The organism is Sphingomonas sp. UYP23, from assembly GCF_054059235.1.
Map to the genome: position 1 here is coordinate 4,363,441 of NZ_JBSSBX010000001.1, position 20,936 is coordinate 4,384,376.

Annotated in this window: 19 protein-coding genes and 4 pseudogenes; 20 read left to right on the forward strand and 3 right to left on the reverse strand. The window is 60.5% G+C overall.

What is annotated here, in order from left to right:
• Positions 1–191: 191 nt before the first annotated feature.
• The 17 genes and pseudogenes from ACVWYO_RS21565 to ACVWYO_RS21645 form a co-directional block, all read left to right on the forward strand.
• A pseudogene (locus tag ACVWYO_RS21565) lies at positions 192–701 on the forward strand (transposase); the annotation flags it as partial.
• 854 nt (positions 702–1,555) lie between these two features.
• Positions 1,556–1,872: pseudogene (locus ACVWYO_RS21570) on the forward strand (pirin-like C-terminal cupin domain-containing protein); the annotation flags it as partial.
• A 39-nt stretch (positions 1,873–1,911) separates the two neighbouring features.
• Positions 1,912–2,316: an OsmC family protein gene (locus tag ACVWYO_RS21575; protein ID WP_457355096.1), complete on the forward strand. Its 405-nt coding sequence runs from the start codon at positions 1,912–1,914 to the stop codon at positions 2,314–2,316.
• A complete protein-coding gene (locus ACVWYO_RS21580) occupies positions 2,313–2,795 on the forward strand; it encodes an OsmC family protein (protein WP_457354328.1) in 483 nt (160 codons plus the stop codon). Before ACVWYO_RS21575 ends, ACVWYO_RS21580 begins: the two co-directional genes overlap by 4 nt.
• 32 nt (positions 2,796–2,827) lie before the next feature.
• Complete coding sequence (locus tag ACVWYO_RS21585) at positions 2,828–3,490, forward strand: hydrolase (protein ID WP_457354330.1); 663 nt, start codon at positions 2,828–2,830, stop codon at positions 3,488–3,490.
• Positions 3,491–3,564: 74 nt separating this feature from the next.
• Complete coding sequence (locus tag ACVWYO_RS21590; RefSeq protein ID WP_457354332.1) at positions 3,565–3,813, forward strand: XapX domain-containing protein; 249 nt, start codon at positions 3,565–3,567, stop codon at positions 3,811–3,813.
• Between the two features lie 80 nt (positions 3,814–3,893).
• Positions 3,894–5,744 (forward strand): amidohydrolase, encoded by a 1,851-nt coding sequence (locus tag ACVWYO_RS21595; protein WP_457354334.1) that lies wholly within the window; start codon positions 3,894–3,896, stop codon positions 5,742–5,744.
• Between the two features lie 23 nt (positions 5,745–5,767).
• A complete protein-coding gene (locus ACVWYO_RS21600) occupies positions 5,768–6,664 on the forward strand; it encodes a glyoxalase (protein ID WP_457354336.1) in 897 nt (298 codons plus the stop codon).
• A gap of 2 nt (positions 6,665–6,666) precedes the next feature.
• Positions 6,667–7,107 carry a DoxX family protein gene (locus ACVWYO_RS21605; protein WP_457354338.1) on the forward strand — a complete coding sequence of 147 codons (441 nt, stop codon included), beginning with the start codon at positions 6,667–6,669 and terminating at the stop codon, positions 7,105–7,107.
• Between the two features lie 31 nt (positions 7,108–7,138).
• Positions 7,139–8,518 (forward strand): alginate export family protein, encoded by a 1,380-nt coding sequence (locus ACVWYO_RS21610; RefSeq protein ID WP_457355098.1) that lies wholly within the window; start codon positions 7,139–7,141, stop codon positions 8,516–8,518.
• An 11-nt stretch (positions 8,519–8,529) separates the two neighbouring features.
• Positions 8,530–9,235 (forward strand): annotated as a pseudogene (locus tag ACVWYO_RS21615) (YoaK family protein).
• Between the two features lie 84 nt (positions 9,236–9,319).
• On the forward strand, positions 9,320–9,481 hold the full coding sequence (locus ACVWYO_RS21620) for a helix-turn-helix domain-containing protein (protein ID WP_457354340.1): 162 nt from the start codon (positions 9,320–9,322) through the stop codon (positions 9,479–9,481).
• A 130-nt stretch (positions 9,482–9,611) separates the two neighbouring features.
• On the forward strand, positions 9,612–9,938 hold the full coding sequence (locus tag ACVWYO_RS21625) for a hypothetical protein (protein ID WP_457354342.1): 327 nt from the start codon (positions 9,612–9,614) through the stop codon (positions 9,936–9,938).
• A gap of 142 nt (positions 9,939–10,080) precedes the next feature.
• The gene (locus ACVWYO_RS21630; RefSeq protein ID WP_457354343.1) at positions 10,081–10,359 is read left to right on the forward strand and encodes a hypothetical protein; all 279 of its coding nucleotides are present in this window, start codon (positions 10,081–10,083) and stop codon (positions 10,357–10,359) included.
• 11 nt (positions 10,360–10,370) lie between these two features.
• Positions 10,371–10,598 (forward strand): response regulator, encoded by a 228-nt coding sequence (locus ACVWYO_RS21635; RefSeq protein WP_457354345.1) that lies wholly within the window; start codon positions 10,371–10,373, stop codon positions 10,596–10,598.
• Between the two features lie 60 nt (positions 10,599–10,658).
• A pseudogene (locus tag ACVWYO_RS21640) lies at positions 10,659–11,738 on the forward strand (IS630 family transposase).
• A 32-nt stretch (positions 11,739–11,770) separates the two neighbouring features.
• Positions 11,771–12,169: a response regulator transcription factor gene (locus ACVWYO_RS21645; RefSeq protein WP_457354346.1), complete on the forward strand. Its 399-nt coding sequence runs from the start codon at positions 11,771–11,773 to the stop codon at positions 12,167–12,169.
• A gap of 567 nt (positions 12,170–12,736) precedes the next feature.
• On the opposite strand, the gene ACVWYO_RS21650 is transcribed toward ACVWYO_RS21645, so the two are convergent.
• On the reverse strand, positions 12,737–13,669 hold the full coding sequence (locus ACVWYO_RS21650; protein WP_457354348.1) for a LysR family transcriptional regulator: 933 nt from the start codon (positions 13,667–13,669) through the stop codon (positions 12,737–12,739).
• 120 nt (positions 13,670–13,789) lie between these two features.
• Between ACVWYO_RS21650 and ACVWYO_RS21655 the strand changes: the two genes are divergently transcribed.
• Both ACVWYO_RS21655 and ACVWYO_RS21660 read left to right on the forward strand, forming a co-directional pair.
• Positions 13,790–14,488: a pirin family protein gene (locus ACVWYO_RS21655; RefSeq protein ID WP_457354350.1), complete on the forward strand. Its 699-nt coding sequence runs from the start codon at positions 13,790–13,792 to the stop codon at positions 14,486–14,488.
• Between the two features lie 221 nt (positions 14,489–14,709).
• A complete protein-coding gene (locus ACVWYO_RS21660) occupies positions 14,710–15,129 on the forward strand; it encodes a DoxX family protein (RefSeq protein ID WP_457354352.1) in 420 nt (139 codons plus the stop codon).
• Between the two features lie 181 nt (positions 15,130–15,310).
• On the opposite strand, the gene ACVWYO_RS21665 is transcribed toward ACVWYO_RS21660, so the two are convergent.
• Both ACVWYO_RS21665 and ACVWYO_RS21670 read right to left on the reverse strand, forming a co-directional pair.
• On the reverse strand, positions 15,311–15,586 hold the full coding sequence (locus ACVWYO_RS21665; RefSeq protein WP_457354354.1) for a dienelactone hydrolase family protein: 276 nt from the start codon (positions 15,584–15,586) through the stop codon (positions 15,311–15,313).
• Between the two features lie 322 nt (positions 15,587–15,908).
• Positions 15,909–18,827: a sensor histidine kinase gene (locus tag ACVWYO_RS21670; protein ID WP_457354356.1), complete on the reverse strand. Its 2,919-nt coding sequence runs from the start codon at positions 18,825–18,827 to the stop codon at positions 15,909–15,911.
• A gap of 1,644 nt (positions 18,828–20,471) precedes the next feature.
• Between ACVWYO_RS21670 and ACVWYO_RS21675 the strand changes: the two genes are divergently transcribed.
• The gene (locus ACVWYO_RS21675) at positions 20,472–20,936 is read left to right on the forward strand and encodes a nuclear transport factor 2 family protein (RefSeq protein WP_457354358.1); all 465 of its coding nucleotides are present in this window, start codon (positions 20,472–20,474) and stop codon (positions 20,934–20,936) included.

A 20,936-nucleotide genomic window follows, 5' to 3' on the forward strand; every position in this document is an offset into this window, starting at 1 on the left:
TACGTGAGATCCCGTTAGCCTTTCGCAATAGCTCTTGTCCGCTATCGACATATTCTGAGGCCAGCTCTAGCCCGGATTATTCATCCGGAGCCCAAATCGGTGGTGGCGATCGTGGTCTAAGTCTCTGGTTGGAGTAGAGAAAGGGTGCTTACGCCATCCCTCTGCTCCAGACAGAAAGTGCCACGACCGCCATGGGTGACGATAGCGGGTTCTCCTTTACCTTCCCAGCCATTCGTGGTCGAAAAATCACCGCCGCGTTCGACGGCGGTCGGCTGACGTCGGACGGCGGCGTACTGCTGCTCGCACAGGCCGAGCGGCGGTTGGGGATCGCAGATCGGCTCGCCGCCTGCATCGCTGATCCGCGCGATCAGGGTCGGGTGATCCACCGGGTCGCCGACATCTTGCGCGCCCGCATGCTCGCGATCTCGTGTGGGTATGAAGACGCCGCCGATCTTGACACCCTGCGGCATGATCCAGGATTCAAGCTGGCGCTCGGCAAACTGCCGGGTGATCCGTTCGGGCTGGCCAGCCAGCCGACGAAGAGCCGGTGGGAGAATGCGCCGACTACGCGCGAGTTGATCTGTCTGACCGGTACGCTGGTCGACCTCTATTGCGCGAGCTACCCCGTGCCGCCTGCGGCGGTGACGCTCGACATCGACGATACCGTCGACGTCGTACACGGCGCGCAGCAGCTCCGCCTACGGCTGCTCAAGGTCGCCGCGCGCATCGTCGAAACCACCAGCCGCATCCGCATCGCCTTCGCAAGCGCCTGTTCCGATGCCGCGCTCTTCCGATCATCGCGCTCAACTTGCGCACCACGGGACCATGATCGATGCGGCAGTGGCCGCCAAACGAACCCCGCCCATCAACTCCGCCCCAAACTGTGAACCCGCTATGAGACAGGCGCTTCGGACCCATGCGCCTTGCCCACCACTAAACGACGCCTGCGCTAACCCATCGGCTGAGAAACGCTGCCGGTGAATAGATCAGGCTAGTTATGACGTTCTCGCCGGTTGCATGGACGACTTCGGCAACGAGTTATAGCCTCTCCAACGTTTTGGCAGAACGGCGTACCGGTTGGGTCAACTCTGCTAACTAGGAGAGACCAGTAAGCTTAATTTGCACGGGGTTCGCCGCGCAGTTGTCGAGGCCATCCGAGCTCGGAAGTCGCAGTAGGGCGGCGCTCTATGGTGTATCGTGGGCGGGATGATCCGTGGCAAACCGCGCTAAAGCGGGCCGTCGACTAGCACATGACTAAAAAACCGGATTCGTTACATCCTTTTCCGGATGATTTGCGAGATCTTATAATATCTCACTTGTCGAAGCGGCAATTGAAGACGAACAGCAAGGCGCTCGGAAACGCCGCTCGCGGTATATAAATCGGAGGTTTTTATGCCTGTCGTAAATTTCTCGTCGTCCGGCGGAGTCGGCAGCATTACAATCGATAATGGCGCCTATAATTTGATCGACCAGGCGTTTGTAAGCGATCTCGCCCAAGCAGCGGCGGATGCAGGCGATAGCGACGCGAGGGCGGTGACCCTTCGTGCGAGCGCCCGGATCTCGGTATCAGCTCCGCGCCGGACACGTCGAGCGGGCGGTCTACGTCATCGAAGGGAACGTCGAGCCGGACAGGCAGACGGGCAGCTTCAGAACGGGTGAGCTTATCGTCTTCAAACCCGGGGCGGAGATCATTCGTTCCACTGAGCGTGGCGCTCGCCTGATGCTGATCGGAGGAGAGCCCTCTCCGGAAAAGCGCCACATCCACTGGAACTTCGTTTCGAGCCGCGCCGATCGCATCGAGCAGGCCAAGGACGACTGGCGGCAGCGCCGGTTCGCCTTGTCCCCGGAGAGACCGAATTCATCCCCCTGCCTGACGAGCCCGGCCCGTCCGGTACCTTGGAAGGCGCCGATATGACTTCAGCAACCGCCCACATCGGTCTGCAGAGCTACCTGACGCAGATCGTTAGCGGCAGCCATGCGCTCGCGGCAGACGAACCTGTCGCTCGAGGCGGAGCCAATGGGGGGCCGGCCCCCTACGACCTTCTTCTGGCGGCGCTTGGCGCGTGCACGGCGATCACGCTGCGGATGTACGCCGACCGCAAGGAGTGGAAGATCACTTTTCTCGACGACGGCCTACGGATCTTGGCGCGTGAGGACGGCAGCAGGATCGAGCGCATCCTGACAATCGTCGGACCGGACGAAGCAGCACAGGGCAGGCTCGCAGAAATCGCCGAGCGGACACCCGTCACACTCACGCTCAAGAATGGCATCGCTATCTCGACGACGCTTACCCGACCGATAAAGGTTGCGGCGTGAGCGCGTTAGCGGCAGCCCCGAACGACGCGATCGCCACGGAAAGGGGCGCTGGCCGCTTCCAGGTCGCGGGCGAGGCCGGAGGCGTCGAGTTCTTTGCTGACGAGCGCTTCGAGATTGGAGGCCTTAGATCTGGTCCCAGACCCAATCAGCTGCTCGCCGCAGCCTTGGCCGCGTGCACCACGATGACGCTTCGGCAATACGCCGACCAGAAACGCTGGAACGTGACCGAAGTCCAAACCGCCGTCGGCCATTCGAGGGAAAACGGAACGTCGGGCGATATCTTCAGCCGGACGATCGAGATTCGCGGCGAGCTCGATGCGGCGCAGAGCTCAAGGTTGATGGAGATCGCCGACCGCTGTCCCGTCCATCGGACGCTCGTCGGTAGCGCGCGCGTCGCGACCTTCGCCAGCGATCAGACGCCCCGGTCCGAAGCGCCGAGCGCACATGCTGACGACATGGCTGCGGTCATCGCCGCCTGACCACCAGTTTCACACAAGGGAGTATTTATACCATGACCATCACCGCCAAAGCCGCCCCGGGGCGATCGCTGCTCTCACCCACCGACCACGTCCTGCTGATGATCGACTTCCAGTCGCAGATGGCGTTCGCCACCAAGTCGATCGACGCGACGACGCTGCGCAACAACGCAGCTCTGATCGGCCACGCCGCGAAGGTTTTCGACGTGCCGACGATCCTTACCACGGTCGCGGAGAAGTCCTTCTCCGGCCCGATGTTCGACGAGGTCAAGGAGGCTTTCCCCGGCCAAGCTATGTTCGACCGCACGTCGATGAACACCTGGGAGGACGAGGCCGTCATCGCCGAGGTCAACCGGATCGGGAAGACCCGGATCGTACTATCCGGCCTCTGGACCGGCGTCTGCATCGTGGGCCCTGCAGCTTCCGCGACGGACCAGGGCTTCGAGGTGTACTTCATCTCGGATGCCTGCGGCGACATTTCCTCAGAAGCCCATGAGCGCGCGTGCCAGCGCATGACCCAGCTTGGGGCGGTTCCGATGACGTCGCTCCAATATCTGCTCGAGCTTCAGCGAGATTGGGCGCGCACCGCGACCTACGCGGCCACTACCGGTGTCGCGAGCAAGCTCGGCGGCGCATACGGCGTCGGGATCACGTACGCGAAGACGATGTTCGGCGCTTCCGAAGGCGCACACGTCTGAGGGACGGGCCGCCGGGGCGCCACCGCCCCCCTCGCCCCCGGTGCCCCGGCGGTTCGAAAAAGGAGTCCGACCACATGAAGCCGTATCTTATCTCCTTGGCCGCCGGCGTACTCGTCGGCGTGATCTATGCCCTGCTAAAGGTCCGCTCGCCTGCTCCCCCGACGATCGCATTGATCGGCTTGGCAGGCATCTTGATCGGCGAACAGGTGGTCCCGCTCGTGAAGAGCTTTTGGGCGAGCGAAGACAAGGGAGCGGCCATCCACGCAGCTTGCACGAACCATGTGTTCGGCAAGCTTCCCGGCAATCGGGACGGCGCGGCGTGAGCCTTAGCAGACGATCCACCATCCTCGGCGGCGCGGCGGCAATGCTCCCGCCGCTGCTATCCGGCATCGGAAGAGCAACCATGACCAACACCGACATCGTGCTCGTGAACGCGAAGGTGACCACCCTCGACCGCGCCAACCCCGAAGCCCAGGCGATCGCCATTCGCGACGGAAGATTCCTCACGGTCGGTAGCGAAGGCGAGGTGCGCGCAGCAGCGCCCCAAGCGACCGTCATTGACGCGAAGGGTGGGCGGGTCGTCCCGGGCCTGATCGACAGCCACATGCACATCATCCGTGGCGGGCTGAACTACAACATGGAGCTGCGCTGGGAGGGGGTGCCGAGCCTCGCGGACGCTATGGCCATGCTCAAGCGTCAGGTCGACAACACGCCAGCTCCGCAGTGGGTGCGGGTCGTCGGCGGCTTCACGGAGCATCAATTCGCCGAGAAGCGCTTGCCGACCATCGCCGAGCTCAACGCAGTAGCGCCGGACACACCAGTCTTCATCATGCACCTCTACGACCGTGCCCTGCTGAACGCTGCCGCGCTTCGCGTCGTCGGCTACACCAAGGATACGCCAAACCCGCCGGGCGGCGAGATCGTTCGCGATGCGGCCGGCGACCCGAAAGGGCTTCTGCTCGCGAACCCCAACGCGATGATCCTGTATTCGACGCTCGCCAAGGGGCCGAAGCTGCCACCGGAGTATCAGTTGAACTCTACACGCCACTTCATGCGCGAGATGAACTCGCTGGGCGTCACCGGCGTGATCGACGCCGGAGGCGGGTTCCAAAACTACCCCGACGATTACGAGATAATCGAGAAGCTTCATGCCGACGACCAGCTTACGCTGCGGATCAGCTACAACCTTTTCACGCAAAAGCCGAAGGAGGAACTCGCGGACTTTCAGGGCTGGGTAAAGCAGGTCAAGCCGGGCCAGGGCGACGACACCTACCGCCACAACGGCGCCGGCGAGATGCTGGTCTACTCCGCCGCCGATTTCGAGGATTTCCGCGTCGACCGTCCCGACATGCCACCGAGCATGGAAGGCGATCTCGAACCCGTCATCCGCCTGCTCGCCGAGCATAAATGGCCGTGGCGGCTCCACGCCACATACGATCAGACGATCGGCCGCGCGCTCGACGTGTACGAGAAGGTCGCCAAGGACGTCCCGTTCGACGGCATCAAATGGTTCTTCGACCATGCCGAGACGATCAGCGATCGCAACATCGATCGGATCGCGGCACTCGGCGGCGGAATCGCAGTCCAGCACCGCATGGCTTATCAGGGCGAGTACTTCGTCGAGCGCTACGGCGCGAAGGCGGCAGAGCGGACCCCGCCGATCGCTAAGATGCTCGCAGCTGGCCTGCACGTGGGTGCCGGGACGGACGCAACCCGCGTTGCAAGCTACAACCCGTGGGTATCCCTACACTGGCTGGTGACGGGGAAAACCGTCGGCGGCCTCGGCCTTTACCCAAGTGCTAACCGGGTCAGCCGCGAGAAGGCGCTTGCGATGTGGACCTACGAGAACACGTGGTTCTCCAACGAGGTCGGAAAGAAGGGTCAGATCAAGGCGGGCCAACTCGCCGACTTGGCGGTACTCTCCGGCGATTATTTAAGCGTTCCCGAAAGCGACATTCCCCATCTGCGATCGGTTTTGACCGTCCTGGGCGGCAAAGTGGTGTTTGGAGAGGGCGACTTCGAGCCGCTGGCCCCCTCGTTGCCGAAATCAATGCCAGACTGGTCGCCGGTCGCCACATTTGGGGGATATCACCGCACCCCCGAGGCGAATGCCAAGCTGGCGTCAGCATGTGGTTGCGCCAGTGCATGCGGGGTCCATGGCCATGACCATGCGGGAGCGCTCGGCCGCGATGTACCTGCTGCGGACGTCCAGTCCTTCTGGGGTTCGTTCGGTTGCGGCTGTTGGGCCATATGACACTGCTTCAGGGAAACAAGCACATGAAACGCCTTTCGACGATCATCCTTGTCACGCTGCTCGGCGTGACATCGGCCACCTCGCCCGCGTTCTCGAAGGAAGCACCCGCCCCCTCGTATTCGGTTGGCCTCCAGTACGACACGACCCACGTGTACGTGGCACCTGAGGACTTCGATCGTTTCGTAGCAAGTCTCGTGGCGACCTTCGGCGGAGCGGCAAAGAAGCAAGGGGTCTTCCAAGTCACGCCCACCGCGAGCCTGACGATTTCGCAAGTCGTCGTAAGCCCGGCGGGCTCGATCTCGGTTTTCGGCTTCAAGACCCAGATTCCCTACCCCTTCGGGCTAGAACGCTCTGGCTACCTCGTGACGGACATGGACGCGGCCGTGACGGCCGCTCGCAAAGCGGGCGCGATACGCCTTGTCGAAACCTTTCCCGACCCGATTGGTCGCGATGTGGTCGTTCAATGGCCTGGCGGCGTGAATATGCAGCTCTATTGGCACACGACCGCGCCCGATTACCCCGCCCCGCAGACGATCTCGGAAAATCGCGTTTACCTAACAGCGGACGCCGCAGACGCCTTCGTGAGGAGCTGGACGTCATTCTCCAAAGGTCACGTCGTCTCCGACGACAAGGCTGCACCTGGCGCAGAGATCGGCGAACCCGGCAAGACCTATCGCCGGATCCGCGTCACGTCGGGATACGGCGACATGGCGGTCCTCGTCAGCGACGGTGCGCTCCCTTGGCCTTACGGTCGTGAGCTAACGGGATATGCGGTCCAGGATCTGGCCCTGACGCTCGCCAAGGCTAGTGCCTCAGGCGTCGAGACGCTTGTCCCGGAGCATGCCGAGGCAGGGCGGCAGTCGGCGGTGGTACGCTTTCCCGGCGGGTACATCGCCGAAATACATTCGAAAGCGGCTTGAGCATGCTATTTCCCGCTCCCTGCGACCCCCGCTTCGTCGATGCGGTGCTCGACTGGCACCCCACCTGGTTTTTCGCCCGGCTTGCGCTGGTCGGCGCCTATCTGATCGGAGGAATCGTCAAGCTTGCCGATTGGCCGACTGCGGGCGGCGAACAGACTCATTTCGGCATGAACCCGCCCGCGCTATGGGCGGCGCTGACCATCGGGATCGAACTGATCGGGCCGGTCCTGATCCTTTCAGGAGTCCTGGTGTGGCTGGGTGCGGGAATGCTGGGCGTCTTCACGATGCTTGCCGCCTTCACCGCCAATGCTTTCTGGACGATGCCCTCGCGCCAGGAGCGTTTCATGGCGACTAACGCGTTCTTTGAGCATGTCGGCCTCGTCGGCGGTTTCATTCTCGCAGGGCTCGTCGCCGAGCACGCCGCCCGGCGGAAAAGTGCTTAAGCTCCCAGCCATATTCCTGGCGCTCTCCTCCATTACGCTCGCTCAGCCCGTTCAAGCCCAGGTAGAAGTTCAGACCCAGGTCCAGGCACGCGAGGCTTGGCAACCGCCGACGCTAACTCTGACTCGATACGACGAGGATTGGTCGAAGATTGCGGATCCTGACGAGCGGACGGGGCATTGGACCGAAGCCTTTAAATACATACCTCTTGGTAATGAAACATTCCTAGTCACCGGTGCCGAGGTCAGGCTCCGTTACGAAGGCAATCACGGCACAGGCTGGGGTGATGCTCCCGAACCGAACAACGCCTATCTCTGGATGCGTTTTGTCCCGCACGCGGATCTGCACGTCGGGCGGTTCCGCGCCTTCGTTCAGCCGATCGTTGCCTATGCTGTCGGCGTGGCCCCGTCTGCGGGACCAATCGACCAGACGCGGGTGGATCTGCTGCAAGGTTTCGCCGACATCCGCATCGGCGATGCTGCCACGGGCGATCCCGCTGGAGTGGGAGTTACGCTGCGTGCTGGCCGTCAACAACTGTCGCTGGGTACTGAACGGCTGGTCGGCACCCGGTACGGGCCAAACGTCCCGTTGGCATTCGACGGATTTAGGGCGATCGCCTCGGTCGACGGTGCCGTAGTCAACCTTCTCGCAGTCCGCCCGGTGCAACCTGGTCTGGGTACCTTTGACGACCGGCGGTCCCGGACGAAATCACTCTGGGGCGTCTATGCGCAACTGCCCGGACTGGACCTCTATTATCTCGGCTACAGGAACAGCGACGCCGCCTTTAATGGACGCTCGGGAAGCGAATTGCGGCATAGCATTGGCGTCCGGTCCTATGGCACGTCCGGTGCGTGGCATTGGAACACTGAAGCCATCGGGCAATTCGGGCGGTTCGCCGGAGGCCCGATCTCTGCCTGGACGCTTAGTACAGAACTCGGTCACCGGTTCGTGCATGCGCCTTTGGCTCCCGACGCAATTTTCAGGTTTGCTTCGATATCTGGCGACAAGCAAGCCGGTGACAAAAAGCTCAACACGTTCAACGCGCTCTTTCCCAAGGGCAAGTATTTCGGCGACCTGTCGCCGGTCGGTCCGTACAATCTCGTCAGCGCGAACACTCTGGTGAACATGGATTTGAGCCGCACTGTGTCGGCGAGCGCTGGCGCTATGAGCTACTGGCGCTTCACGACTGCCGACGGCGTATACGACATCCCCGGACACCTTGTCCGTGCGGCGGGAGGTTCCACGAAGAGATACATCGGGAAGGAGGCGGAAGCGTCGTTGGCGTGGCAGGCCACGCCCGAACTCCAGCTTTCCGCGTCGCTGTCCGCATTCGATCCGGGCGGCTTCATCAAGGACACCGGTTCCGCCAAAACGATCACCCTGGTCGGTCTCGAATTCAACTTCCGCTTCTGAAAGGGGACCGCATGTCCAAGAAACCCTCATCGACGGACCCATTGGTCTGGCTCCTCCTCCTGCTCTCGGTGACGACGGGCCTAGTCGATGCGACCAGTGTCTTGGGCCTCGGCAAGGTCTTCACTGCGAACATGACCGGGAACGTCGTGTTCCTGGGATTTGCGGTCACCGGGACTCCTGGCTTTCGGATCTGGCCGTCAGTGGCTGCCATGGCGGCGTTCATGGCAGGCGCTTTGGTTGCCGGCAGAATATTCCGCTCGCACTCGGAAGGCAGCTTCCGCCGCTGGCTCGTGACCGCCGCGGTGATTGAGGGAGGCTTGCTGTGGCTAGCGGCTGCCGTCGCCATCGGGTTGGATGTCGCGTCGCAATCCCCAGGCTGGAGAGTCTATACGATCATCGCTTTGACGGCGATCGCGATGGGCTTCCGCAACGCGACGATCCGTCAGCTCAAGGTGCCAGATCTCACGACGACCGTCCTGACGATGACTTTCACCGGCATCGCAGCGGACTCGAAACTGGCCGGAGGAGCCAACGTGAATTGGGCACGACGCCTTTGGAAGCGTCGTTGCGATCTTCGCCGGCGCTGCGCTGGGGGCCGTGCTCATTTCCCATGGCGGACTGATATTTCCGCTCGCGATCGCTGGGGCACTCGTGATCTTCGGCACATTGTCCTGCGCTCTTCACCCGGCGTCCTCGGCGCAGGTTACGAGCCGATAATCTCCGACGTCGACCCATAGCCGCTGGCGAAGTGACCTTGGAGCCGCCAATGACGACATACCTCCTCCCCGTATCCGACAGCGCGTGCGGCACGCACAAATGCTGATGCTTCATACTGATGACACGTTAAGCCATATCGCGTGCGCGTGTGGATTGACGGACCAAGCGCATCTCACGCGGCTTTTTCGCCGGATGGTGGGAGAAACTCCCCTGGTGTGGCGTCGGGCTTGGGGGGAGCCCGTCTGATTGGGGTCACACCACGAAGGTGACATTTACGTACGCGGCGTTTATCAACGAAAGACAGCTTTCAAAGGTTGATCATGATCCCGCCGGCCGATGAGCGCCTTAACTGCGGGCCCTGAGCACCGCGCAGAAGGTGCTGCATTTGGAGGGCCGGGGCAACGCGGGGCCAGAGGCGTCGGGATTTTACCCGACCACCGCGGGATCGTCGATCGACCTTCTTCCCAGCGATGCGCTGGGACCAACGGAAGCCGATCTCACTGAAGTACAAATCGGCATGTTCAGGGCTGATATGGTGAAATACGCCCGCAACGGTACGCCGCACTCACGAGTTGAAACCTTCGGCCGAGTCGGCGTGTACATCGCCGCGAACATATTCCTGCTTCGAGTGCCGCACCGTGTCGTGCGCCACGAAATTATGCCCGAGTGCCATGAACGATTTCCACTCGCCGCGGATCATTAACGTCCGAGGCCAATTTGGACTCCTCGATGCAGACGATCCGCTATTCCGTCGGCTGTCGACCACGTCGACGCCGATCGGGCGTCCCGGTTCAACGCTTATTTACACGGTGGAATTCAGTATGGTGGTATAAGGCACGCCGCGCATGCTCCGTCCGGTGGCGCGCGCCGAACTAAGTCTCAGCATCCGCGGCAATGGGATCAGGATCGATCCGCGGTTTCCCGAGGAAGGTGGCCGACAAGGTCATTTCGGCCTGATCGCGATGCAGGAACGTGCCGAGCAGATCAACGCTGCGCTCAATATCTCAAGCCGCCCCGGCGCGGGCACGGAGCTTACTCTGTTTATTCCCGGGCAAGTGGCATACGTAACGCGTCGAAAAGGCGGTTGGCGCGATTGGCTCAAATTGCGCTACCTCACTGAATAAGACGGGTGACGATGTCGACGATCGACTATCGCATCCAAGTTCTTACCGTGGACGATCACCCGCTTTTGCGGGACGGCATTGCTGCAATCATCACCGGGCAGGCCGATATGGTCGTGACCGGCGAAGCGTCGAACGGGGCGGAAGCGTTGGAGAAGTTCCGAGAGTTGCGTCCCGACGTGACGCTCATGGATCTGCAGATGCCGAGATTGAACGGCGTCGATGCTATCCTAGTGGATTGATCGGAACGGACGAGTCCGGATCGGGATTCCTCTTTGGATCATGCCGTGCGACGCTGCGGCATGCGCAAGGGTATCAACATCGCCGTCATGGCTTCCGACAGGGCTCGGCTTGAGGCGCTCGTCGCCGCGCGCGGATCGCCGCAGAAGCATGTTTGGCGGGCACGAATCATCCTGCTGACGGCGGACGGCATCGGCACGGTTGCGATCATGGCGGCGACGGGCAAGTCCAAGACCTGCGTGTGGCGCTGGCAGGAGCGGTTCATGGTCGAAGGGGTCGGTGGTCTGATCCGCGACAAAACCCGTCCCCCTGGCATCGCGCCGCTCGAGACGACGCTCGTCGACAAGGTGGTGACGTTGACGCTCGGGCCACCGGCTCAGGAGGCGACGCACTGGACCGTGCGCGCGATGGCCAAAGCGGTGGGCATCGCGGCGTCCTCGGTCGTGAAGATCTGGCACGACCACGGCCTGGCGCCGCATCGCTGGCGCAGCTTCAAGCTATCCAACGACAAAGCGTTCGCAGAGAAGTTGCACGACGTGATCGGCCTCTACGTCTCGCCGCCGGCGCACGCGATCGTGCTGTCGGTGGACGAGAAGAGCCAGATCCAGGCGCTCGATCGCACGCAGCCGGGGCTGCCGCTCAAGCGCGGTCGGGGTGCGACCATGACGCACGACTACAAGCGCAACGGCACAACGACGCTGTTCGCGGCGCTGAACGTGCTCGACGGCTCGGTGATCGGACGCAACATGCAGCGGCATCGGCACCAAGAGTTCATCCGTTTCCTCAACGCCGTCGAAGCCGAACTGCCGCAGGACAAGGCCGTCCACGTCATCCTCGACAACTAAGCCACCCATAAACAGCCCAAGGTCCGCGCCTGGCTCGCCCGACACCCGCGCTGGACCTTCCACTTCGTGCCGACATCATGTTCGTGGCTCAATGCGGTCGAGGGCTTCTTCGCCAAGCTGACCCGCCGGCGCTTGAAGAACGGCGTCTTCTGCTCCGTCGTTGATTTCCAGGCCGCCATCAACCGCTTCATCAAGGAGCATAATCAGGAACCAAGGCCGTTCGTCTGGAAGGCCGATCCCGATCAGATTATCGCCGCCGTCAGGCGCGGGCACCAAACGTTGGAATCAATCCACTAGCGATCCGTAAGGAATTCAATCACGCCCGCATCGTGGTGCTGACAACCTATGTCGGTGATGCGCAGGCCATGCGCGCGTTGAAGGCAGGCGCGGTAGGGTATCTTCTCAAAAGCACATTGCGGCTGGACTTGTTGGACACCATCCGATCGATCGATCGATCGATCCATGCTGGGCGTGGACACATCCCACCTGAGATCGCCCAGGAGATCGCCTTTCACGTCGCCGATGATGCGCTAAGCGACCGAGAGATAAGCGTGCTGACGCACGCGAGTGACGGCAAGGCCAATAAGGAGATCGCCTGGCTGATGAAAATTTCAGAAGACACGGTGAAGGCCCACATGCGCAGTATCTTCGCCAAGCTGGACGCCAGCGATCGAACCCAAGCCGTTGCGCTCGCGCTGCGCCGGGGCATCATCGATCTCAATCCCTAACATTGCCGCTGGTCACGTGGAGCACGCTCTGCGATACGCCTAGGCGGTCACAGTGACCCTGATCACCGACCTCCGGCGTGCGCGTAGAATCCGTGATGGGCTTGGCTAACAGCTGTCAGCACTCAAGCGAGTGTCATTCCTCGCATTTTTAGCGTTGTAACCCCCGCCCGTCACCGCGACGAGCGCGTCGCGAAGCGATCTGGAACGCTTGGTCGCCAGCCGGGCCAGATTGTGTCACGCGTCCCTCGGTCCCAGCACCGGTAAGAGCGGTGCGAGGCGAATTGGTGGCGGCCGGTAGGGGGCGATCCCGACCGCCTCGCTAGCGGAGATTGTTCGCGGGGAGGGCGCGCGACATTCCGGCAGCGATCTGTATCTGATTGAGCGTAGCTGTTAGCCATTGCTCCGGTCGTGGGTAACGCTTCCGGAAGGAAGGTGCTGCCCGCTCTGCCGACACAGTCCTTAATGCGCATTGATACCGGACTTCAAAAAAGTTGCGGCTAGGAAGAATGAGAAAGTGCTTGCGGCACGCGCGCGCGCAGCCGACAGCGCGAACGCGCCCGACCTCGATCAAACGGCACCCGGCCCAAGTACGTTGATATCGTCATGGTACGTCGCGATAAACATGTCGCGAAGCCAGTAGGCCGCTGGGCCCGGAGGCGCGTCACGCCGCCAAATCGCGCTCAACCCGTACATCCCTCCCGGGTAATCCGGCATCACAAGCCGGATCAGCGTTCCGGCGGCAAGATCGGGCTCGATCACCGGAAGTGGCATAGCGCCCCAGCCGATGCCCTCCCGGAGCAACGCGTGTTTGGCACCAAGATCCGCCAGCCGCCATGTCCGCGCGCTCACCACCGCGAAATCTCGGCCTTCAGTCAGCGCAGACCGGTCTGTCAGCACAAGCTGGACATGATCGCGCCCTGCACCAGACGGCAGCGGCTGTGGCATCCGCCCGAGCGGGTGGTCAGGGGCTGCGACCGGCACCATCGTCACCTCGCCGGCGCGTAACGAATCAATGTCCGCAAAGGCGGTAGCCAAAGGCCCCGAGATGCCCAGCACCGCCTTTCCATCGAGAACTAGCGCGGCAACCGCACCAAGTGCCTCGACGTGTAATCGAAGAGTGACGGTCGGGAATTCCTCCGTAAAAGCGCGCAGTACCGCGCCAAGCCGCGCCGTGGGCAGCATCACATCTACTGCGAGGTTCACCTCCGGTTCGAGGCCTTCGAGCAACCCTTTTACTTTGGCGCGTAAACCGTCGAGCCCCTGCGCAACGCTACGTACGTCGGCGAGGATCGCGCGCCCGGCGTCTGTCAGCTTCGGCTTTCGAGTCCCCTCACGTTCGAAGAGCAGAACGCCAAGCTGCGACTCGAGATTGGCGATGCCGTAGCTGATAACGGAAACTGCCCTGTTAAGGCGACGTCCCGCGGCCGCGAAGCTTCCGGTTTCTACTACCGCGAGGAATGTTCGAAGCTGTTCTAATGTCGGGGTTCCGGGATTGGACATTTCAACTTCCTAGAACGATTGAGCCCACCTTATCCGCCTGATCGACGGCGTCGAGGGTCCTTATCTTCCCATCCATGAAGTGGCGGGTGACCGCGAAACTTCCAAGGACAGGAAATTAACATGATCGAACTTCGGCCATACCGCTCGCTTGCCGGCGCCAACCACGGCTGGCTGGATGCAAAGCATCACTTTTCATTCAGCAGCGACTTCGATCCCGCCCGAAACAAGATGGGCAACCTTCGCATGTGGAACGACGATTCGATTGCGCCGAACACCGGTTTCCCGCCGCACTCGCATCGCGATATGGAGATCATAACCTACGTCCGAGAAGGCGCAATCACCCATCAGGATAATCTTGGCAATATTGGTCGGACGGAAGCGGGCGACGTCCAGGTGATGAGTGCGGGCACTGGCATAACGCATTCGGAATATAACCGGGAGGACAGGATCACTCGGATCTTTCAGATCTGGATACAGCCCATACGCACTGGCGAAAAGCCGAGCTGGGGGGCACGACCTTTCCCCAAGGGGGATCGATCTGGGAGGTTCGTGGCGCTCGCCAGCGGTTTTGACGATGACCAGGACGCCTTGCCGATCCGCACGAATGCGCGGGTCGTAGCAGCCTCGCTGAAGGCCGGAGAAGCCGCGGAATATGCACTCGGCCCGGGTCGCCGTGCGTACCTCGTCCCCGGAACCGGCTCAGTCGAAATCGGCGGTGTGCGGGTCGGTACCCGCGACGGTGCCGCAATTACCGAAGAAGCGCTATTCCGCGTCGTTGCGATCGAGGATAGCGAGGTGATCTTAGTCGACGCCGAATGAGCGCGGTGGACTGCCGATAACATCGCCCAGCCGATCGCTTGATCGGCTGGGTTTCTTGTGCACAGGTCTAACGAAAGGTGCTGAAGCGGTGCACCGCCGAACCGGCCGCTATTCTATAAAATAGAATAGATCCACCAACATTACTCCACTGTTTAGAAAGATACTGCGAGCCTATCTCATGCGCAACGGCGGGATGTTCCGCCAGCAACAGGAGATTTCCAATGGCCACGCTTCCTCTCGACCGAGCTATACCTGCTGTTTCTACGTCCGGTGCGCTGCCACTGCTCGGGCGCATCGGTATCGCCAGCATATTCCTCCTTAGTGGGCTGTCGAAGCTGACTGCGCCTGCAGCCACGATCGGGTACATACGGTCGGCCGGCCTGCCCCTTCCCGAACTTGGCCTCGCGATCGCGCTGTTGGTCGAGCTGGCGGGCGGTGTTGCGCTCGTTCTAGGCTATCGCACGCGGCTGACAGCTGCTGTGCTCGCGATCTTCTCCGTCGTAACCGCACTGGCTTTCCACAATGCGCTTGGGGACCTCAATCAATTCATCAATTTCTTCAAAAACATCGCGATTGCGGGTGGTCTTCTGAACGTGGTCGCACTTGGTGGCGGTATCTGGAGTCTCGACGCACGGCGCTGAGCAATTCAGAATGAACGCGAAGGGCCAGGCGGACTGCCGCCTGGCCTTACTCTACCCTCCACCTCTCAAATGAACCTGCAGAATAGCTAGCATGTCGCGCGCTACAGGGTGCGCACGGCTCCACGGTCAAGATCGTCAAGTCTGACGTCGGCGGGCACGCGCATCCAACACAGCCACTGAGCTAGGAACGACCATGTGCGCGGGTCGCAAGCGCCGCTGCAGCTGCATCATAATGCGCGCCGCCATGACGGGAAAAGGCATGGCTGCAGCCAGGATAGTCAAAAGTCTCGAGGTTCGACTTGCTGGCGAGTGTCGTCTTTATTTCCGCCCGGGCCATTTCAGGCATGAACTCGTCATTTCCGGCTAAATGCATCAAAAATGGTACGGTGAGCGTATCCGAATCCTGCAAATAATCGGCCTGCGCGATCGTCCAAGCGTGGCCCGCCGACTCTATCACTGTCGGGACTTAGCGATCGAAGCTCCCTTCGATTTCCTCGGGTTGCTCGACTATGCGCCAATCGACGGAGGAGATTTCGACGACATGGTGGGGCAGCTGCGGGCTTCCCGAGAATGGACGTTCATGGATCGCGAGGTCGACACACGACTTATAAGGGTCAAGCGCGATGGCTCGTCGTCTTTGGCGTGAAAATCAAGCGTACGAGTCCGCCCGGAGCGAAGTGAAGCGAATGAATGCCCCGCCGGTTTGGAGTCTTCGGCGACGCCAGCTTAAAGCGAACTTTCTCAATAAAGCGCGATGAAAGACGGGGTAAGTTAGCCGGCTAAGGTCGACACTCTTTATCGGACTTTGCGCCACGTTTCGGACCGCAGTCCGGTTTTTCATAATTATAGTTGAACGGCCATATCGTTTTGAGCCGATGACTGACAACGTATGCTGTCTTTGCCGGTACAGAGACAAGGACTACTGATCCCTTTCCGTCTTCGCTGACAATTGAAATAACACCGCCGATGCGGCGTGCGCGTTCACGCATTCCGAGAAGTCCGTAATGACCTGACCTGCTCCCCAGTGAAGACACTTCGGCAGGCAGCCCGACGCCGTCGTCACGGATTTCCAGCGTCAGTATCTCGCCGCGATATCCGACTTTGCCCTCGATCTTGGTCGCCTTCGAATGTTGGTACGCATTGCGCAGCGCTTCTTCGCCTATCCGCTGAAGCTCGTCTTCGACCAAAGGCGTTACAGCCCGCGGGCGCCCCTCTACGGTTAATTTGAAGTGTACATCCTGCGTTGACCCGAGCTCGTCGGCGAGCGCAACTAGGCGTTTGGAAAAATCACGGTCGACAGTATCGGTGCGGAGTTCGTTAACCCTATTTCGTCCTTCGACCAGCGCCCCGTCGGCACTCTGCAAAGCCTGCTCGAGCGAATGACGCTCAGACTGACCGGGAGGTAGCCGGTTTGCAACTGCCTGCAATTGCAACATCAGGCCTTGGAAACTCTGTAACAACGTGTCATGTAGTTCGCGGGCGATGCGTTCTCGTTCAGTCAGGCGGATCCCCATGGCCGTGTTCATCCGGTTCACAAGCTGCCGGACCCTAACCTGATAGGCCCACCAGAGCACAGCCACGATGAGCATAACACAAAGCACTTTGAACCATATGGTTTGAAAGAAAGTCGGCGCAACGGTGATGAGCAACGTGGCCCCCTGCCGGTTCCAGACACCGTCGTTGTTCGCAGCTATCACGTTGAAGCGATAGCTTCCGGGGGCGAGGTTCGCATACACGGCCTCTCGACGCCTGCCCGGATCCACCCAGTTTTCATCGAATCCGTCGAGCTTGTAGCGGAAGCGCACGCGGCCAGGGACGGACAGGCTAAGTGCGGAATAGGCGATCCTGATGTTTGTCCGTCCCGCAGCGAGGTTTACGGTCGTCGGGTCCAGATATTTTTCACCGCCGCTGGTCAACGAACTCACGACCACGGGCGGTGCAAGCGTGTTCCGCATGATGAGTCTGGGGTTGATCGTCACGACCCCCGCACCAGTGAGAAAACGGACGATGCCGTCGGCACCTTCAAAAATCTGATCCCCCCAGAGGCCATTTTTCTGCCCTTTGCTCACAAGGCCGTCGGCGGCGTCAAATAGGTCGTGGGGCAGAGGCGCCGTTGGATCTTCAAATGCCCGCTCGAGGTCGCCCGTCCTGACCCGGACGATCCCAGCGGGCGACTGCATCCATGTATCGCCTCCGCTCGTTTGTGCGATGCTTCTCAGCTTAGTTAACCACGGAAACCGATCACCTTTAATCTGCCGTATGACACCGTTTCGGACCCCTGCCAGACCGAGGTTGCCGCTGATCAACAGATCCTGCTTGCCCTCGTTGACAGTCCAGATGGCGCCGACTCCAATTGAGGAAGCCTTGATCAAAGGCGTTGTCGCACGGCCTAGCTTCATGAGATCCGTCGCACCGACGCGGAGGAGCGCGACTCCCGACGGCGTCGTTGCTAGCCCGGCCGGCGTCAGTTTTTCGTTCGAAGTCGGCTGCTCGTGCCATCCTAACCGATCCCACCATTGCAGATGTTTTTGGGGTCCCCACATCCAAAGCCGACCTCGAGCATCGTCGGTGCAAGCGAAAGCTGCCTCAGGCGCCGTTCCCAAGATCTTCACGCCACTCGGACGAAGTTGCCACACTGCATTCGAGGTCAGTACGACGACTGAGCCGTCGCGGCGTCTGCAGGGAGCTGAAGTCGTTTCTCCAATCAAGTTCGAGATAGTTGTGAGAATTCCATTCCGCCCAATCACATGTATGCCGTCATCGTCCACGATATAAACGTTCCCTTGGACGTCACTTACCCCACCCCAATTAATTGAGATGGGGTTTAGGCCGGGCTGCGGCCGAACAACCGCCTCTCTTAGCCTGTCCAAACCAGCATCGGTGCCCACCCAAATATTACCTTCTCGATCCATAAGGGAGGTCAGCGTCCGGTTCGAAGTCAGTCCGTCGGCGGCGGTGAAACGTAGTGGGTGAAAGCGCGCTTCTGCATCATCGAGCTTATCGACAGGAATTTGGAACAGGCCTTTCGCCGCATCTGTGCCCCAGAGATTGCCCGTGGGGTCGAACCAGGACGTTCTGAAAGCCACATCTTCGTATCCCTTCGCCGGGATGGCTGGATCAGTCGCGCCGTTGGGATAATCGGGTAGCGGCCGCAAACCGCTTCGATCCGACAACCATCGGCGGCCGTCCAAACCTTGGCTAATCTGAGCCGGGTATGTCATTTGGGCTGGCGTCATGGTGAAGCGCCTAGCTCCCGGTTTTAAAAAGAGAATATGACTTTGCTCTACGACCCAGGTAATGCCGCTTCGGTCGATGAAGACCCGCCCGACCTGTCCATGCACGCCTTGCGCGTCACCCATCACTTCCCATTTACCTGAGTGGTAGTGCGAAAGAGCAGCGTCGCCTCTGCCACTGACCACCCAAAGGCCGCCTCGCCCATCATCCTCAATGAATGTGAGAAACTCCGGTGGGTTGGGCATATTAAGATTATAAAGGTGCCCCTTGCGATACAGGGCGACTGCGCCCGGGCGATATCCGATCCAGACGTCTCCGTTCGGGGACGCGTGAACGGAAAAGGCTTGATACTCGCCCAGCTTCGGATCGTTAAGAGCGGGCATGCGCTCGAAGGACACTCCGTCGAAGCGGATCAACCCATCGCTACTGACGATCCAAAGGTAGCCATCGGCAGACTGCGCCATATTACGGATTCCGCTGGGGGCGCCGTCGTCGGCGGTCCACCCGGTGTGTTTAAATCCCGTAATCCCGGTTATGGGCGCGGATGTGGGTGCAAGCGCAGCCCCGACGAGGGCCCACGCTATTAATGTCAGCACGCCTGCCCTTAGTCGCCGCATTTGCTCCCCCCGGACCTACGCGCGAAACATATCACGGTTGTAAATCCATGTCGCACGCAAACGAGCCATTTGTATTCCGTCGAGGGCATCGAGCAAGGTATCGTGCCAAGACGCTGGTCGCATCTCATAGCACGACCCCTAATATGGATCGAGAACGTTAAGCACGATGATCGCTATGAGAAGCAGCAATTGGCACACGCTTCCCGTTGGCCAGATCCTAACTGCCACGGGGAGACGCGGTCGACGCACGAGGAAGGCGTCGCGTCGCCCCGATGTTGCAAAGGCGAAACAATCTATATCAAGTCCGGTTTGAAGCACAGGCAGGTAGCCATGGATAAAGCGGCGTGATCCAACTCGCAGTCAACGTGACACAATCGGCGGATGGAATGTTGATCGGCTGGAGCCGATGAGCACGGTTCAGCTTCGAAGATCCGTTCCTCAAAGCCGAACTGGTTGGTAGCGAGCGAAGGTTGTTCGCAAGTCCCGATGCAGCGCGATCATTACCTCTGAATGGCGCACTGCTGCCACCGGGTTTGGACCGTTTGCCGGCCGACGGACCTTGCCAATTCGAAATATTCCCTCGGTAGGCGTCACGCTGCCACGACGGAGTGTGTTTCCACGAAGCCTGTGCCATAACGGCTGGGCTTGGGCGTGGCTTGAACACCGACGGTTTCGCAACCGCAGACCTTTTCATTAGCATGTTCTGTAGATAGGGGTAGAAACAGAACCCCGCCTTTCTCGATACAAATAATTTATTTGCAAGCAAAAGCCGTTTTTTAGGGGGCCGCGATTGGCGCCTATCGAGACCCCCTAACTGTGGATCGGCGCCCAAAGCGAGACCCCGTTCCGAGCGGGGCAACTATCTATAATCCTTTGGGAAATATGGGTTATGAAGGGGTCCCGATCGGCGCCGATCGGAACCCCTGCCTCGGTAAAGAATCGAAGCACGATCAATAGCTTGGCAGCAATCTACCGGGGTCCCGCTTTGGGCGCCGATCCACATAATGCAGTTGCAAACTAACGAAGGCAGTTACGAGGGACGAGTTAGCTCGCATTAGCTAAAGAGAGGGACCTGCCTGATCGACTGCGTGGCACGGGGCGACGCGGCGTGCGATGCCGCGTAGGAAAGACGGGGGCACCATGCCAAGTCTGGTCTGATGGCTGGCTCGGGACTACGTCCGGTAGCTGGGCCGCGTTGCGACATCACCGGCATCCGATCCGCCTCACTTGCGTCCGCCCGACATGGCGGCGATGGCCACGACAACAATCCAGCGCCTATCCAACCGCGCCCGTTAGAGCCGCCCAAATCGAGCGATATAACGCATACTCACGCGATCTTATTTTGCTCATTCGCAAACGGGTTACTATCTTCGCAATTAGGAACGCGACGATCCCACTTGGCCAGGCTGCGTGCTGCCTTGACGGTGGAGTCTTTGCTGACGCGACTGACGACGCAATTACCCTCATCGAAACAGCAGGATAGGACCAACGATGTCACGCCCCCCGCTTCCTCCGTTCGACGAGCAATCTGCTGTGCTCAAAGTTCGCCTTGCCGAAAACACCTGGAACAGTCGCGATCCGAAAACCGTTGCCTCCGCGTACACCGAGGATTGTCACTGGAGGAACCGCACGGAGTTTATCGTCGGGCGCGAGGCGATCGAGTCCTTCCTTGGACGGAAATGGAACAAGGAACTCGAGTATCGCCTGATCAAGGAACTTTGGGCCTTCACCGGACATCGCATCGCGGTGCGTTTCGCCTATGAATACCGGGACGACAGCGGCACATGGTTTCGCGCGTACGGCAACGAAAACTGGTCTTTCAATAGTGATGGCCTGATGAAGCGCCGGATTGCCAGCATCAATGAACATCCGATCCTGCCCGCGGATAGGGCCTTCGCTTGGCCGATCGGCAAGCGCCCCGACGATCATCCCGGTCTTAGCGAACTCGGCTTCTAG

What these genes read in the sequence shown, in the direction of transcription:
- ACVWYO_RS21575 (WP_457355096.1), top strand. Translation starts at nt 1,912, where the DNA reads ATGACTTCAGCAACCGCCCACATCGGTCTGCAGAGCTACCTGACGCAG.
- ACVWYO_RS21590 (WP_457354332.1), top strand. Translation starts at nt 3,565, where the DNA reads ATGAAGCCGTATCTTATCTCCTTGGCCGCCGGCGTACTCGTCGGCGTG.
- ACVWYO_RS21655 (WP_457354350.1), top strand. Translation starts at nt 13,790, where the DNA reads ATGATCGAACTTCGGCCATACCGCTCGCTTGCCGGCGCCAACCACGGC.
- ACVWYO_RS21630 (WP_457354343.1), top strand. Translation starts at nt 10,081, where the DNA reads ATGCTCCGTCCGGTGGCGCGCGCCGAACTAAGTCTCAGCATCCGCGGC.
- ACVWYO_RS21605 (WP_457354338.1), top strand. Translation starts at nt 6,667, where the DNA reads ATGCTATTTCCCGCTCCCTGCGACCCCCGCTTCGTCGATGCGGTGCTC.
- ACVWYO_RS21635 (WP_457354345.1), top strand. Translation starts at nt 10,371, where the DNA reads ATGTCGACGATCGACTATCGCATCCAAGTTCTTACCGTGGACGATCAC.
- ACVWYO_RS21660 (WP_457354352.1), top strand. Translation starts at nt 14,710, where the DNA reads ATGGCCACGCTTCCTCTCGACCGAGCTATACCTGCTGTTTCTACGTCC.
- ACVWYO_RS21585 (WP_457354330.1), top strand. Translation starts at nt 2,828, where the DNA reads ATGACCATCACCGCCAAAGCCGCCCCGGGGCGATCGCTGCTCTCACCC.
- ACVWYO_RS21600 (WP_457354336.1), top strand. Translation starts at nt 5,768, where the DNA reads ATGAAACGCCTTTCGACGATCATCCTTGTCACGCTGCTCGGCGTGACA.
- ACVWYO_RS21670 (WP_457354356.1), bottom strand. Translation starts at nt 18,827, where the DNA reads ATGGCGCAGTCTGCCGATGGCTACCTTTGGATCGTCAGTAGCGATGGG.
- ACVWYO_RS21595 (WP_457354334.1), top strand. Translation starts at nt 3,894, where the DNA reads ATGACCAACACCGACATCGTGCTCGTGAACGCGAAGGTGACCACCCTC.
- ACVWYO_RS21650 (WP_457354348.1), bottom strand. Translation starts at nt 13,669, where the DNA reads ATGTCCAATCCCGGAACCCCGACATTAGAACAGCTTCGAACATTCCTC.
- ACVWYO_RS21675 (WP_457354358.1), top strand. Translation starts at nt 20,472, where the DNA reads ATGTCACGCCCCCCGCTTCCTCCGTTCGACGAGCAATCTGCTGTGCTC.